Origin of the sequence: Pseudomonas putida (assembly GCF_026625125.1) — a bacterium.
In the GTDB taxonomy this organism is placed as follows: Bacteria; Pseudomonadota; Gammaproteobacteria; order Pseudomonadales; family Pseudomonadaceae; genus Aquipseudomonas; species Aquipseudomonas putida_X.
On the sequence record NZ_CP113097.1, the window covers coordinates 773768 to 789801 of the forward strand.

11 protein-coding genes and 1 other RNA gene are annotated in these 16034 nt (G+C 57.0%); all 12 read right to left on the reverse strand.

What is annotated here, in order from left to right; translation table 11 throughout:
• Positions 1-12: 12 nt before the first annotated feature.
• Positions 13-2628 (reverse strand): DEAD/DEAH box helicase family protein, encoded by a 2616-nt coding sequence (locus OSW16_RS03565; RefSeq protein ID WP_267820810.1) that lies wholly within the window; start codon positions 2626-2628, stop codon positions 13-15.
• Positions 2629-2638: 10 nt separating this feature from the next.
• Positions 2639-4222: a site-specific DNA-methyltransferase gene (locus tag OSW16_RS03570; protein ID WP_267820811.1), complete on the reverse strand. Its 1584-nt coding sequence runs from the start codon at positions 4220-4222 to the stop codon at positions 2639-2641.
• Between the two features lie 221 nt (positions 4223-4443).
• On the reverse strand, positions 4444-4713 hold the full coding sequence (locus tag OSW16_RS03575) for a hypothetical protein (protein ID WP_267820813.1): 270 nt from the start codon (positions 4711-4713) through the stop codon (positions 4444-4446).
• Positions 4710-5690, reverse strand: a complete 981-nt coding sequence (locus tag OSW16_RS03580) for an integrase domain-containing protein (RefSeq protein ID WP_267820815.1) — start codon at positions 5688-5690, stop codon at positions 4710-4712. The genes OSW16_RS03575 and OSW16_RS03580 overlap by 4 nt, the downstream gene beginning before the upstream one ends.
• Before the next feature lie 320 nt (positions 5691-6010).
• Complete coding sequence (locus OSW16_RS03585) at positions 6011-7408, reverse strand: YfjI family protein (RefSeq protein WP_267820817.1); 1398 nt, start codon at positions 7406-7408, stop codon at positions 6011-6013.
• A 991-nt stretch (positions 7409-8399) separates the two neighbouring features.
• Positions 8400-9656, reverse strand: a complete 1257-nt coding sequence (locus OSW16_RS03590) for an integrase domain-containing protein (protein ID WP_267820819.1) — start codon at positions 9654-9656, stop codon at positions 8400-8402.
• Positions 9657-9843: 187 nt separating this feature from the next.
• Positions 9844-10235: a transfer-messenger RNA gene (gene ssrA / locus OSW16_RS03595) on the reverse strand.
• 99 nt (positions 10236-10334) lie between these two features.
• Entirely contained in the window at positions 10335-10628 is a 294-nt protein-coding gene (locus tag OSW16_RS03600) for a hypothetical protein (RefSeq protein WP_267820821.1), read from the reverse strand.
• A gap of 149 nt (positions 10629-10777) precedes the next feature.
• On the reverse strand, positions 10778-11026 hold the full coding sequence (locus OSW16_RS03605) for a DUF3077 domain-containing protein (protein WP_241803867.1): 249 nt from the start codon (positions 11024-11026) through the stop codon (positions 10778-10780).
• A gap of 4 nt (positions 11027-11030) precedes the next feature.
• Complete coding sequence (locus OSW16_RS03610) at positions 11031-11300, reverse strand: hypothetical protein (protein ID WP_241803866.1); 270 nt, start codon at positions 11298-11300, stop codon at positions 11031-11033.
• A gap of 673 nt (positions 11301-11973) precedes the next feature.
• The gene (locus OSW16_RS03615) at positions 11974-14784 is read right to left on the reverse strand and encodes an FAD-binding and (Fe-S)-binding domain-containing protein (RefSeq protein ID WP_267820824.1); all 2811 of its coding nucleotides are present in this window, start codon (positions 14782-14784) and stop codon (positions 11974-11976) included.
• 74 nt (positions 14785-14858) lie between these two features.
• Positions 14859-16004: an FMN-dependent L-lactate dehydrogenase LldD gene (lldD, locus tag OSW16_RS03620; RefSeq protein ID WP_241803863.1), complete on the reverse strand. Its 1146-nt coding sequence runs from the start codon at positions 16002-16004 to the stop codon at positions 14859-14861.
• Positions 16005-16034 lie beyond the last annotated feature (30 nt).

Here is a 16034-nt window from a genome sequence, read left to right on the forward strand (position 1 = left end):
CAATTTTACTAGTTAAAGATTTTTAATTAGCTCGCACGCTTCAGCCCATGAGTATGCCCCTGGAAGGGGACTATGTTCAAAAACCATCATGTAGCGGTATTCGCGGCCTGAGCATTTTTCCCAGAGCTGGCCAAGCTCAATTTTAGCTTCAGAGTCAGAGTTGTCTCTATCGCTTCCTTTTGTTTCTATGATGATAGTGAGGCCTGAGTGAAGTCGCACTATAAAATCGGGGTAGTGGTTTATCGGGCCATTTATTACAAAGCCTCGGCCGCTAGAATTCCGATGCCACCATCTAACATTGTTGGCGTCGGCAAGGTAGTCAGACATCCTTTCTTCAAGTCCATTTCCTCTTTCTTCGCGCACATATAGGGAGTTGGATGCTGCAACTGATGCTGTCTGGCGCGGAGAAATCTCAAGAGGGAATTTATAGAAAGGTTTTGTGTCTAGCTTATTAAGGCTAATTAAGTGTTTAAATTTTCGGCGCGAGAAATTTAAAATCTCTCGACGGACTCGCTGTTTTATGGCTTCAACATAGGAATGTTGTTGCTCGAGTATTTCATCGAGTTGCCCAGCGCTGAGTCTGGCCAGGATCTTTTTGATGTAAGATTGCAGATCGGATTCAGCTAGGGGCGGCATTTTCCCAAGCCAGCTTCCAACCAAACCTGTCAACTGTCGTCTTTTTGCCTCGGCATCCAGGCTAGAGAGATAATCTTTAAGTTTGCGGACTTCATGTTCTTTCAGGCGTACACGGGTAGGCTCGTAATCGCCTTGAGACTCCCCAATTCTTAAAAGATCGATTTTAACGAGGTCGCCGCTGACAGGCGCTACAGTGAAATCATTGATGTCGCAATCTGCGAGTCTAAATTCCTGGTCTACCAGTTGAGATTTTTCTAGTAATATGTCACCTGATTCATCTGCAAAAATTAATCCAGGAGGAGCTTTTCTGAAGAACTGTGGAAGTCTCAAATCACTAACTTCGTCAATGAACTCAGGTCGGATTGAGTATAAGTCCATTACACTTCTTACCTCTCCAGGGATATAGTCGTTAAGATCTGCTGGAGTCGCAGCTTGCAGTTCTTTGTTTGCTTCTTCTGCGGCGCTTAAAGTCGATAATAAGAAATCAGGCTCTTTATTTGTAGTGGCGCTGTTAGAAGTCGCGAGATCGAGTTGATTTGAGGTATTGCTTTTATGCGAGAGCAGGGACGGCTCGTTAATTTCCCAGTTTGATGTTGGGGCCTTAGCTGGATATTTAGACTCTGCTCGGGCTTCGTCTTGAATTGGATCAGGTGTTCTGAAGTCGGCTCGGCTGAATCCTGCGCGATTAAGCCCTGCCACAATTTTTTCGAGTGTCTGACTAAATACGCCTGATGCAGTTAATACATAACTCATGTTCAAGGGTTCATGACCATGAGCTCGTACATACGGCTGTCTTAGAATTCGGCCGAGGATCTGTTCTACGTCTACAGGTGATGATCTATCTGCTAAGGTTGCCAATATGTAGGCAAAGGGGCAGTCCCACCCTTCTTTAAGTGCATTAACTGTAATTACAAATCTTACAGGGCATGATTGAGAGTCTAGATCTATACCGCTTAGCTCATCTTTTTCGGCGGTCTTGATTTTGATCCAGTCTTCTGGGATTCCGTGCTCTATAAGTTCGGATTTTACTTTTTCAAAAGTTTGCGCGTCAGCTTTGGCTTTGCTCTCGGCTTGGATTAGGGCTATTGGGCGAATATAGGCTCCGCCAAGCTTTTCTTCTGCCTGTGCCTCTGCTTCGAGTCGCGCTCTGAGATCAATTGTGTGGGCGATTACCGAGCTTCTGTTTGGCAGGTTTCTGACAATAACTGGAAGCTTCACCATGTGCTGATTCCGCATAACCAGCGCATCGACGAAGCTAATAATGTTGGCACCTGCACGCGGAGTTGCGGTAAGTTCAAAAACAAAGCTGGGATTCAAGTTGCGAAGCATATCTTGAGATAGGCTGCTGGTGACGTTGTGACTTTCGTCAACTATCACCACAGGCTCTAATCCAGCCATGGATGCAACTAATGAAAAAGGGTCTACGCCGTCACTGACAGCTACGGCAGTAGAAGATAAATCATCCAGGGCGGAGTTTTCTTGATAGAGCTTTCTATCGTCTTTGTTTTTGGCTTTTAAGCTGTCATAAGTGAGGACTGCCAAAACCAATCCATCTTCAACTTCCGCTCGAGAAAGTTGTCCCGACAAAAGGTCGCGCTTGTCCATAATGCTAACGCGACCTTCAAATAGGCGGTTGAGACTTTGTCTATAAGGGTGATTTGGATTACGCAGAGCATTGAGAACCTGCTGTAAGATTGACAGCGATGGCACTAGCCATAAGCATAAACGTGCATCACCTTGGCGCTTCTGTAATGCCTTGAAAATGCTAGATACCGCGTGCAGCCCAATAAATGTCTTCCCTCCAGCGGTGGGAACCTTCGCACAGACTTGTGGGGCTCTGTGTGTAGGGCTTTGATAGCCTTGCATTCGGGTAGCGCCTTGAGCGTCCCAATGCGCTCGATATGCAAGTTGAGCATCATCACACGCGGTCCAGCGGCGGAGAAAAACCTCTAAATCTTCGATCACTTGGCTCTGGTAGCTGTTTAATTGCACGGTTGATTCCTCAGAGCCTAGTAATGTCGCGTGGTATTTTCTTGAATGCGATGCCGTGGCGTCGCATAAATTCTTCGCCTAGTGCAAGTTGGTCCGCATATATCAAAACGGGTCCTATTTCTCTTACTAACTCCGCCAGAAGCTCAAGATCAAGCGTTGTTGCGGTTTGTTCCTCATAGGCAAAAAATACTTTTAAGCCATTAGCTTCGCCTAACCAATACCGGTGAGGAGTAGTATTTGAGTTGGAAGTTGTGATTGATATCCCCTCTTGCCAAGCTACATATTCTCGAATAGCGGGCAAGCCAATCTTAGGATTCAAATTTCCATATTCGCCAAAAAGCGGTTCGCCTAGTGAGTAGTAAGTGAAAGCCCCTCCTAAGCCTGGAGTTGCTTTGCTATCTGCCCCATATCCCTGTATCACTCGCTTAATACGCTCTGCTGTCAGAGAGTCTGCATAATCCATCATTTCAATTAAGATGAATCGCCTTGAACCTTCATCTTTAAGGTTGGCTTTTAAGACGGCGTGTCCAGTGGTCCCTGATCCTGCAAATGAGTCAAGTATTATGGAGTCATGATCTGCTGCAATATCTAGAATACGGTCGATCAAAGTACTAGGTTTTGGGGTGTCAAAAGACGAGTCGCCGGCGAAAATAGCACGCATCTCATTTTTTGAGCTACGATTACTACCCACATCCTTTTTCCAAAGGGTTCGTGGCACTAAATTTCCAACCTCATTTAGATAACGCTTAATGCTTGGGCGTGCATCTCCCGTAGGTCCCCACCATACACGTCCTTCAGAGTCTAGCTCATGAAGTCTCTCTTCCGAAATACGCCAGAATCTGCCAGGTGGAGGTGAGAACTCTCTACCCGTAGGACCCGAGACAGTGTAGAGCCCTTTCGAGTACGGCTTATTAGCAAATGGATCTCCAGGAATCCACGAACCATTTGGGTCGTTGTCCGGATTGTCATATATGGAATCAGACTCAGCAGTCCTTGCAAGCCGGGCCGGTACCCAGTTAGGACGTTTTGAGTATACTAAAATGTAATCATGGTCAGTTGAGAACTGACTGGCAGAGTTTCTAGGGGAGTCAGCTTTTTCCCATATAACGCATGTGACAAAATTGCTTGCGCCAAATATTTCGTCAAGAACTGGTCGTAATATGCCGACCGCGTTGTCGTCAATCGAGATCCATATGGAGCCGTCATCTGAAAGTAGGCGGTGTAGCAGTTTAAGACGAGGGTAAATCATGCACAGCCATTTGTCTTGGCGGCTCATGTCCTCGTTTTGTTTTCCAACTACCTTCCCTAGCCACTTTTTGATTCGAGGGTCGTTTACATTGTCGTTATAAACCCACCCTTCGTTTCCTGTGTTATAGGGTGGGTCGATGTAAATGCATTTAACTTTCCCTTCAAATTCCGGAAGCAAACTCTTAAGTGCTTCAAGATTGTCACCCTGAATAATTTTGTTGTTCAGGGTGTTCTGTACGGATGAAGTTTTTGGTTGAAAAGTATAATGTGCTTGTAGAGCTCGGTAGGGTACATCCCGATGATGGTTTCGGACCTGATCTTTACCCACCCAGTGCAATGTCGGCATGGTGCTCGCCTTGTCCTCAAAAAAACGCAAACGCTTGCCCTCACGGCAGCCGGTGATTTGACACCATTGGTTACCTGCAAGGCAAGCCGACGTGTCTTCAAGTGCCGACCTCGGGTGACTACCATACCCGTGGATGCGGGGTTCTGGACAGCTTCATCATTTTTCAATCGGTGGGATGAGGTGCGCCAGGGTGCTGAGATCAAGGTTAGGCGTCCGATGCATCAAACGCCCTCGGTTTCCCTCAGACGTTTCCAAATGAGCCGGACAGTGAGCTGGTAATAGTATCGGGTAGCGCTCGAGTGTTCCTTTAGGTAGTGGACCCGAAACCAGCGCAGATGCTTCTGTTTCCAGGTCCAAGGATTGTCTAGCTGCCAGCGCTCCTGGATGGCTGCTTGGATGATTCGGGCTTGCCTGAGGTGTCGTTTCCGCGTGATTTTTGAGCCCGTCAGTACTCCGTTGATGAAAAGCGCCATATCGCATGGCGTAGTCATGCTCTGCCCCCAATGTAAGCGGACACCACATCGATTCGGTTATGCCCGAGTTCCAGACTGATCTGGCGACGAGCTTGCCGGTCAAGCTCGCGATTCATACGATAACCGTGGCCACCATTGACCGGTGCAGCGTAGCCCGTGAGCTGCTCATAGCGTTCGCAAGCGTAAGCCGCACGCAATTCGTGGAAACCCTTTAGTCCATACTCATGTAGGAGCTTGCGTGCAGGGAACACGCGGTGCCGTAGAAACGCAGCATAAGTCTCGCCATGCTCCAGTAGATTGCGACTGCCGGCCGGTGACGCTTTGCGCGCAACCATTAGCGCTGTTATTACCTGATCATTGGCGGCGATCCAGCGCGGCGCTAATGCACCCGAGCGGCCGCCTTTTGTGCCATCTTGGATGTTGATGCGATCCAGTTTATGAGCCTCGCGATGCAATCGTGACAGGTCAGCTAGGCATGCTTCGCGCAAGCGCATGCCGGTTGCTCTTGCCAGCAAGACGATAGCGGCCGCCTTGACGTTTCCTTGTTTGCGTAGCGCCTCAAATACGCTCTGTATTTGTTCGTGCTCTTGGCCATCCGGCGCACGGGTACGTACGTTGGATCGCTGCTGACCCAACGCCTGGCTCGGGCTGATGATTCTCACGTTTTGATCACCGCGCAGCGCAGCGAGGGTGCGGTTAACGCTGCTCAGGCGGTTTTGCGCAGTGGCGATGCACAGTTCGCCTTGTTGGATCTGCTGACGCAGGTATGCGACGTAGTCCAGCAGCGTCTGTCGATCAATCTGACGTGCATCGTTGTAACCGGGGCCGTCCTCCGATCGGCACCATCGCACGAAGGCTTGCCAGCGATCGCTGTGTGCTTTGACGGTGGCGAAGTGGCCACCGGCAAACAGATCTTCCAGTGCCTGCCGACCGGCGTAGCTCAGTTGGCGACCGTAGCCAAAGTTACGACCGTCACGCCGACCGAGCAGCGCCATCTTCTTCACCGCTTGCAGTTGTTTGTAGAAAGAGCAGCAGGGCTTTCCAGTGGGGGCTGATGCTGTCCAACTGCCCCCAGTGTGTTGGGCGGATGAGGAGGGCATTTTCGCTGTGTTGCAGCAGAGCCCCTTCGTCTCGCAACTGCTCGATGAGCCGAACGAGCTCGATTGACTCAGATGTTGGAGCTGCGACAGCGGCGACACTGGCGACAACCCCCGCCGTACCTGGATTGGCACGTGGCGACAAAGTGGTGACGGTGGTGGCGACACACCGTAGCTCGGTCGGGGAGTGATGTTGCGCCCGATAGCGGCGTACGGCCTCAGTGAGGCGGAACATGGCGCACCTCGAATGTCTTTCCGTCGGTGTTCAGCCACCGATGATCAATCAATACCACCAGCAACGCGGCGGTGTGTGGGGTGCTTTTACGGGCAAAGCGAGGGCCTTTGCGCGTGAGGTCACGGATGTTGAAAGGAGGCCAATTCTTCTGTACCAACCAGCGCAGCAGGCAATCTGCCTCTGCGCGAAGCTTATTCAGTGGTTCCTGTTCAGTCAGTCGCTGATTCTCGGCCAGGTAGTAATCCATCAAGGTAGAGGCGCGCTGAATGTGCACTTCCTCCAACACAGTCGACTGCTCAACCACCGTCATTACGCCAGCCATGCGTAGAACGTTCGCGGCGGCTTTACCCGCAGCCGCTTGCACGTTGACCAGCTCGCCGAATTCCCCGGACTCGCATTCAATGGTGTCGTGAATGGCAATCCAGGCCTCACGGGCGCGGGGGCTCAACTCTAGGGCCGCAGGGTTGAGGCCACCATCTTTATGGCGTGACCAAGGCTTCTGCATCAGCGCGGCAATGCGCTGCTGGTACAGGTGCACCTTTGGATCTCGGGTCAGGTCGATGGCTTTGTACAGCCGTTGTCCAACCAGACGCTCGGGCCAACTGATCAGGCAGCGCCCCAGGATGCCCTGGTCTTTGATATCTGCGTCCTGAAGCAAGCGGTCGGCCAGGCGGGGTTGCAGCATCAAGTGCATGCTGAGGCGGCGATCATAGGCACGCAGACTTTCTCCAGTCATCGCGCGCGACCGATCAATCGGGCTACGGTCCCACAGCGTCGACAGGTGAGTGATCGCCTTGATCATGTTGTCCTTGCTCATGGTGCTGCCGCCCAAAAACTGCCCGCCCTCATCGCTGAACAGCCCCATGCTGGGCAAACCGTGGCACAGGCTTTTGACCAGGCCCTCAATGGTCGGCTCAGCAGTGAGCAGTCTTGGTTGGACAGGTTCAGGTTGCGCGTCCAGCGCTAGCTGTGCTGATTTTTTCGAGCTCGGTGACTTCGCGGTGAGGCTCATTGCAGCTCGGTGCGCCTTGAGCTGTTCGCCATAGGCGATCCACTGCTGTCTTTCCCAGTCGCGTACGGCTTGCAGTGCAATATGGTCCACCGCGCTTTTGCGATCACCCGAGCAAGCCACCGTCAGCAAGTACAGCGACAACGGATAGATTCGGCCGTCGAGGTGAACATTGGCGTGCGCCTGGCTCGCCAAAGCTGCCGTGGCCAGAACGGATTGCGCGGCCATGGCGCAGGGCACACCGATTACATCGGCCATGCGCTCTACGGCCGGCCCCAAAAGATCGCCTAGCGCCGCGACCGGGTAGGGTAGGGGCGTAATCTGCTGTTCCAACAAGGGGCGTGGTGGCCCTTGTACTTCGCGCAGTTGCATAGCCATCCTCCATAAATTACCGATCTCTCCCCCACGTCATCCCGCCAAGAATGCTGAGTGTTATCAGGGATCAAGGCCCCTGCGACCTGTGAGGGTGTCCACTGACGCGGGACTGGCGGCTCTTTACGACCAGGAGCAAGGGCATCTCATGATCTGGCCTCCTGAGCACCGTTACCGGTGGGCGGGTGGAGGCTGCACTGGCTGACGAGACCAGCGCCGCGAGATCCTGAGCCACAAGCAAGCAGCAATGCGATGACCGGGGCATGCCTGACTGTCAGTCAGGTGCAGTTCATTCCTTGGGCTGCGGCACCATCATCTACAGCGCTGTTGCTGGTGACATCGGCGTTTGTCACGCCGATTGTCACGAGGGGGATTGCCGCAAAGCCATGTGCGATCAGGGCTGCAGCAGTGTCAGGAGCGCCCGTCTCTTTTCTGGAAAAAGAGACGGGCGCAAGTTGGCGCAAGAATCGGCCAAGCGATTAGATTGCTGCAGGACAGCGCAGTACCGTGTAGCTGGCGCACGAGGGCCATGAGGTTAAAGAGCACCCATCACCGGGAAGATGACCGGGCGAGCTGCCGGATGCTAATCGCCCTTGGGAGAACCACCGCATGAAGCGGCGTGACCTTGAAGGTTCGGGCCACCTGGGTGCTGCCAACGGCAGCGCTTCGAGGCTTCTTTCTAGCGCCGGTGGTATGGGTGGGTCAATCAAGTTAGGCACCGCTCATTGCGCCAAAATTCGATAGCGGAAAGTGATAGCCGTGAGTGGTGGTGAGTGGACGACGGGCCGTTTGTCGCCTTGTTGATGGGAGCCCCTGAGCATGGGAATGCAGAGCCTTCCCATGCTCAGGGGCTTTGCCTGAAAAACGCAGAGCAAACGGAGAATTGGCGACGGTCGCTATACCAGTCGCCATTCTGTACCCCACGTATTTCAACGTGTAGCGCCGTTGTCGCCGCTGTCGCCAAAACAGTCAGCTTGCGCTTGTAGCCGGGTCAGCGGATCGGCACTACGTTCTTGTCTCTGACTTGGCCATATGCTGAGGCGAGCAGGTTGCCGGTCGCGGCTTTCAGGATGTACTCACTCCACCAAGCCATCATCGGACGCCGGCGCTCGATGTAGTCGGCTCGGTTGTAGGCACTGCGCACCTCATCCTTGTCTACGTGAGCTAGTGCGACTTCGATGAGCTCCGGATCCCACCCATGCTCATTCAAGATGGTGCTGGCCATAGAGCGCAGGCCGTGGCTGACTAGGCGATCCTGGAACCCCATGCGTTTCAACGCCATGTTGGCAGTCTGGCTATTAGCGTGGGTACGCGGATTTCTGTCTGACGGGAAGACGTATTCGCGATGGCCGCTGTGAGTTTTTATTGATTGCAGTAGTGCGACTGCTTGATCACTCAACGGGATGCTGTGTGGGCGGCGCTTTTTCATTCGCTCCGGAGGGATGGTCCAGACACGCCTTTCAAAATCAATATCTGCCCAGCGAGTAGTCGCCGCCTCGGCGGGGCGAGTCATCGTGTGCAACTGCCATTCGATCAGGCATCGGGTTGTGCGTTTGATACTGGCGTTCGCGATTTCCAGCATGAGCTCGGGGAGCTCTTCTGGTGGAAGAGCAGCCATGTTTTCTTTCTTCGGCTTCTTGAATACAGCACGAATTCCATTGAGCGGATTTGCGTGTATCAGGCCGGCGTTCACCCCATAGGTCATGATCTCGTTGAGTCGTTGGCTCAACCGCTTCACAGTCTCCAGGCTGCCTTTCGCCTCGATTGGGCGGAGAATTTTGATGACCATAGGGGCGCTGATTTCCGAAAGCGGCGTGGTCTTCAAATCGGGGAGCACGTGCAGCGTGAGCGACCGCCAAATGTCCTCGGCGTAGGCGGGGGTTACCGAGTCTTTCTTCAGCTCGAACCAGGCGGTGGCCACCTTCTCGAAGGTGTGATCGGTCTCAGCAAGCTTGGCTTGCCTTACCTCATCACGTTGGACCTTGGGATCAATACCCAGGGCAAGCAGCTCGCGCGCCTCGACAGCTTTTTTCCTAGCATTGGCTAGTGAGAGGTCGGGGTAAGGACCGAGTGCCATGTTGATACGGCTTCTGGTCGACGGTTCGCGGTAATTGAAGTTCCACATCATCGAGCCGCTGGCTCTGACGCGAAGCTGTAGGCCGTCACCATCGCTGAGGACGAAGTCTTTACCAGTTGCCTTGACCGCCTTGAGCTGGCGATCGGAGAGACGGGTTGCTTGAGTAGGCATGAGAGCTACCTCCGGCACCGTTTTGGTATCCTAAAAATAGCACCGGGTAGCCTGGGATACCACCTGGGATACCAAACCGACTGGAACTCAAAAAACCTCCATGGCCCTCAAAAGCACTGTAAGTCATTGATTTTGGTGAGTTACACGCACAAAAAAAGACGTCCGTGGACGTCTTTGTTTGATCATTTGGTGGAGCCGGGGGGATTTGAACCCCCGTCCGCCAGTACTCCGCTGTCGGTACTACATGCTTAGCCGTGTCTACTGAGTTAATCCGCAGCCGCCCGACGGGCAGGGTGCTTTGGACGAGTTGGGTAAGTTTTAGTCGCTTTGCCCCCAACGTGCTACACGACGATCCTGTTCTGTATGACAATCATTTCGGGTTTACAGGCATCCCCTGATGATTGCTGGAGCCGAAGCTACCAGGAGAGCGGGCTCAGCTGCTTACGCAGCGAGAGCGTAACCCTCATAGTTTTCGTCATTGGCAACTATAGAAAGTTGCAACAGTGGATTTACGAGTTCTGTTACCAACTCGGCATGCACCTAGAGTTTCGCTACCGGCGTCGAATCCTAATCGGCCCCACACTCAGCTCTAGCTGACGTACCTTTCGGCACGTGCCGCTGAGTATACGCCTTTGCGCGGGCGGCGTCGACAACGGCTTCTTGCCGCCCGCTCAAAGCTTAGCTACCGCTGCCACCGGCCGTGCCGCTGCCCTTGTCGGTTTTCTCCAGGCGCTGCAGCACTTTGGTGGAAATGGCGATGCATTCTTTGGTGTCGCCCGCTTTCTGGGCGGCCTTGGCCTTGTCGGCTTGTTCGGTGAGGGCCTTGTCCAGGCCTTCGGAAGTGGCGCCAGCGGTAGCCATGGCGTCATCGATCTTCTGCATGTTGAGGGCGCAGAGGTCGTCAGCAGCGAACACCGGTGAAGCCAGGAGGGTAGCGGCCGCGAAGAGGGCCGAAAGCGCGGTACCTTTCATGGGTGTCTCCTTGAAGGCCTCTGGGAGGTGGGCCTGTAAGGATGGACTGCTGGGGTTTGCCGAGGGTTCAATCGGTGTGCTGGCTTGGCGACATGATGGTGTGTGGCGGGGTGTTTCGGCTGATTGGGCCGCGGAGCGGCCCGGTGGCATCAGTGGGATTTGTTCAGGCCAAGCTCGATGTCGTCGATCAGGGCCTTGGCCATTTCGCTCAGGATGCGGGCCGCGCTGCCGGCCTTGCGGTCGTTTTCCATCTCGGCTTCGGTGGTGAGGTGGCGGATGCAGCCGAGCAGTACTGATAGCTGGCTGAAGGCGTGCTCGAAAGGCACGCCCGGTTGCAGGCGAAACAGGTCGAAGGTTTCCCTGCCCGCGGTGGTGACATCTTTCAATGCGTCATTCATTGAATCACCTCGGCCTTTGCGCGTTGTAGAGGCCAGTCAAGGCATGCTCGATCAGGGCTCTGGATGTTTCGCAGGCGTGCTCGGCGTTGCTGAGCATGCACAGGCCCGGTTCGCCGGCGTGGGTGCGGCAGTGTTCGTCAATAGTTTCGGCGACGCCGCGCAGCAGTTCGCTGGCGTGGGCCAGGGCGTCTGGAGGGGGCATGTCGGTGTGGATGGAGAAGTACGGGTTGGTGAGGAGTTTGGAGCGAGGTGGGTCGGGTACGATTTTTTTCATGGTGCAGATCCGATCTTGGCTGGATTTGAGCTGCCCTTCGTCTTCCTCTCACAGAATAGGGTGGCAGCCGAACGCGGGGTGAGAGACCGGCAAAGATCGGCACAAGCCAGCCAGGCCGAAGCCTGCCCGCGTTGCGGCTGCCATAGCAGTACTGCCGAAATTTGCAGGCTCTCACACCCAAATCGTCAAAGATGACGACCCAGGGAAGTTAGCCCTGATGGTGGTGAGCAACAACAGCGAAACGGCAGCGGCGGTCGTAGGATAAATCCTAAAGCATTTAATCCAGAAGCATTTGGTTGCAGGTTAGGAAATGTCTTACTTCTGGAGGGCTTGGGCGAGGGCTGCGCCCTCGATCGCCGGCAAGCCGGCTCCCACCTGGATTGCGCCGGCTTTTGGAAATTGGGCAAGACAGTTGCTTCCGCAGGTAAAGCGCAGGGCTGAAGAACTGCGCGGTCGCTGTGGGAGCCGGCTTGCCGGCGATGGGGTGCGCAGCAGCCCCCATCGCGGAGGTGTAATAGCCCGAGCGCGTTCGACGGGACCCGCGAGTAACTGGGGCCGCTTTGCGGCCCATCGCCGGCAAGCCGGCTCCCACCTGGATCGCGCCGGCTTTTAGAGGATGAGCAAGACAGTTGCTACAACCGGGGTGGGGTTTGCCGGCGAATCAGCGGGTAGATCAGAGGGTGCGGGGGCGGGTGACGCGGTCTACCAGATAAACCAGCCCGTGGTAATCGATACCGCTGTGGCTGGACAGCCCGATCTCGCAGGTTCGGCTGGTGGAAACCCCTTCGCTGCAATGCTGCACCGCGTCCTTCAGGCTGCGCAGTGAGTGGGCATTCAGCTCTGGTGTGGTAAAGCCTTTGTCACCGGCAAAACCGCAACAGTGAATCCCTTCCGGGATCACCACCTGCGTGCTGCAGCGCCGTGCCAGGTCGATCAGGGCCTGGCTTTCACCCAGGTGCTGGGTGCTGCAGGTCACGTGCACGGCCACCGGCTCGTCCTGGGGGGTGAACTCCAGCTTGTCCAGCAGGTGTGTGCGGATGAAGCGCACCGGGTCGTACAGGTCCAGGCGGGTGTCGCCCAGGTCCTGTACCAGGCGCAGGGTGCAGGGGCTGGTGTCACAGTAGATAGGGTCCAGGCCGCCGCGGCTGGCGTGCAGCAATGCGTTGATCAGCTCTTGGCGCTTGTGCTCCGCTTGCTCGGGGTAACCTTTGGAGGCGAACGGCTGGCCACAGCACAGGCTGTCGGCGTTGCCAGGGAACACCACCTGGTAACCGGCCTTTTCCAGCAGGGCGCGGGTTTTGTCCAGCAGTGAGCTTTGCTCGCGGTCGGCATAGGCCGGGCCCATCACCCGCGACACGCACGCCGCCAGGTACACCACCCGTGGCCGGGCATCGTTGCTCGCCGGGCCGAAACTTACGCTGCGCAGCGGTTGCGGCATGGCGGGGGACCATTGCGGCAGGCGGCCTTTGCTAGCTTTGCTCAACGAGGCGCTCAGGCGGCCCAGATGCGGGGCGCCGAGCAGCTTGCGCGCAGTGTTGGCGGCGGTCAGGGTCAGGCGGGCGCCGGCCAAGGTGGTGTGGAAGTGTTCGGCCAGCCAGTCGGCGGCCTTTGCATGCTCAGCGGCCTGGCTGCGCAACTTCTTCACCAGCTCACCGGTGTTGATGCCCACCGGGCAGCGCTGGGCGCACAGGCCCGTGGCGGCGCAGGTGTCGATGCCTTGGTACTGGTATGTCTGCAGCAGGGCGCGGGTATCGATGCCGGCGCGTTTTTTCGCCTGAATGTCACGCCACATGACGATGCGCTGGCGTGGGCTGAGGGTCAGGCCTTTGGATGGGCAGACCGGTTCGCAGAAGCCGCATTCGATGCATTTGTCTACGATCTCGTCGGCGGCTGGCAGCGGCTTGAGGTTTTTCAGGTGGATGTCCGGGTCTTCGCTCAACACCACATCGGGATTGAGAATGCCGTTGGGGTCGAGCAGGCGTTTGAGCGTCCACATCAGCTGATAGGCGTCATGCCCCCACTCCAGCTCCACGAACGGCGCCATGTTGCGGCCGGTGCCGTGCTCGGCCTTGAGCGAGCCGCCGAATTCCACGGCCACCAATTGCGCCACGTCGTCCATGAAGGCCTGGTAGCGCGCCACTTCCTGCGCGCTGTTGAAACCCTGGGTGAAGACAAAGTGCAGGTTGCCCTCCAGCGCATGGCCGAAAATGATCGCTTCGTCATAGTGGTGCTTGTCGAACAGCTGGATCAGGCGGTTGACGCCTTCGGCCAGTTGCTCGACGGGGAAGGTGACGTCTTCGATGATCACCGTGGTGCCGGTCTGGCGCACGGCGCCGACGGCGGGGAAGGTGTCCTTGCGGATCTTCCACAGCTGGTTGTACACCGCTGGGTCTTCGCTGAAGTCGACTTGCTGTTCCAGCGGGTATTCGGCGATGGAGGCCATGACCTGTTGCAGTTGTTCGTGCAGCAGGCTATGGCTGGCGGCGCGGGACTCGATCAACAGCGCGCAGGCATTGTCCGACAGGCCTTTTACCCACAGCGGCATGCCCGGCATGTTCTGCACCGAACGCAGGCTGCGGCGGTCGAGCAGCTCCACGGCGGACACTGGCTGGCGCTTGAGCACGGTCACCGCGCGGCAGCAGCTTTCTACGCTGGGGAACACCAGCAGTGCGCTGGCCTTGTGCGGGTGGTCGGGCACGGTGTCGTAGGTGACGGCGCTGATGAAGCCCAGCGTGCCTTCAGAGCCAACCAGCAAATGCTGGAGGATATCCAGCGGCTCGTCGTAGTCCACCAGGGCGTTGAGCGACAGGCCGGTGGTGTTCTTCAGCCGGTATTTGTGCCGGATGCGGTCTGCCAGTTCGGTGTTGGCGCGGGTTTCGCGGCCAAGCCGGGCCAGCGCGTCGAGCAGTTCGGCGTGGCTGCTTTCAAAGGCGGCAACGCTGGCCGGGTCTTCGCTGTCCAGGCGCGTGCCGTCTGCCAGCACCAGGCGCAGGCCGGCCAGGGTGTGGTAGGTGTTTTGCGCGGTGCCGCAGCACATGCCGCTGGCGTTGTTGGCAACGATACCGCCGATCTTGCAGGCATTGATCGAGGCCGGGTCCGGGCCGATCTTGCGCCCGTAAGGGGCCAGCCAGGCGTTGGCCTGGGCACCGATGACCCCGGGTTGCAGGCGGATCTGTTCGCCCTGGCCGCGGATCTCTTTGCTGCCCCAGTTATCGCCGAGCACGATCAGCACCGAGTCACTGATGGCCTGGCCGGACAGGCTGGTGCCCGCGGCGCGGAAGGTTACCGGCACGCGCTCGCGCTGGGCCAGCTGCAGCAGCCCGACCACTTCGTCTTCCGACTCCACACGCACCACCAGCTTGGGGACCAGGCGGTAGAAACTGGCGTCGGTGCCAAAGGCCAGGGTGGACGTAGGGTCGTCGAAACGGCGGTCGGCGGGTATCAGGCGCTCGGCATCACGCAGGAAGGCGGCGGGCAGGCTCATGCTATCTCCTCACAGGGCCACGGCGTCTGGCGCGCCGCGTGCCCCGGTCATACAGGCGGTGTTTGTGCAGGCGCTCAAGCGCCCAGTTCGCGTACCAGCGAGTCGCGGCTGATATCGCTGATCGACTTGGCGCCCGTGAGTACCATGGCCACGCGCATTTCCTTTTCGAACAGTTCGAGCAGGTTCTTCACCCCGGCCTGGCCGTGCACGGCAAGGGCCCAGAGGAAGGCGCGGCCGATCAGCACGGTGTCTGCACCCAGGGCGATCATGCGCACCACGTCCAGGCCACTGCGGATGCCGGAGTCGGCGAGGATCTTCAGGTCGCCTTTGACGGCGTCGGCAATTGCCGGCAGCGCACGGGCGCTGGACTGCACGCCGTCGAGTTGGCGGCCGCCGTGGTTGGAGACGACGATGCCGTCGGCCCCGAACTTGACCGCGTCCCGTGCGTCGTCGGCGTCGAGGATGCCTTTGATGATCATCGGGCCGTCCCAGAACTCGCGGATCCATTCCAGGTCCTTCCAGGAAATGGACGGGTCGAAGTTGTTACCCAGCCAGCCGATGTAGTCGGCAAGGCCGGTGGGGTTGCCGCGGTATTTGGAGATGTTGCCCAGGTCGTGCGGGCGGCCCATCACGCCAACGTCCCAGGCCCATTCGGGGTGGGTCATGGCCTGCAACACGCGGCGCATGGGCCCATTGGCGCCGCTCATGCCGGAGTGGGCATCACGGTAACGGGCACCTGGCACCGGCATGTCGACGGTGAACACCAGGGTCTTGACCCCGGCAGCCTTGGCCCGCTCCAGCGCGTTGCGCATGAAGCCGCGGTCTTTGAGCACATACAGCTGGAACCACATCGGCCGGTCGATCGCCGGCGCCACTTCTTCGATCGGGCAGACCGACACGGTAGACATCGTGAACGGGATGCCATGGGCGGCTGCCGCGCGGGCTGCCTGCACTTCGCCGCGGCGGGCGTACATACCGGTGAGGCCGACCGGGGCCAGGGCCACGGGCATGCTCAGGGTTTCGTCGAACAGCCGGGTTTCCAGGCTCAGTTCGGACATGTTCTTGAGCACCCGCTGGCGCAAGGCGATGCCGGCAAGGTCCGAGACGTTGTGGCGCAGGGTGTGCTCGGCGTACGCGCCGCCGTCGGCATAGTGGAAGAGGAAGGGGGGCAGCTTGCGTTGGGCCGCGGCGCGATAGTCAGTGGAGGCGGAAATGATCATGGATTCTCGCAGCGTGGGTTGAAGGAGACG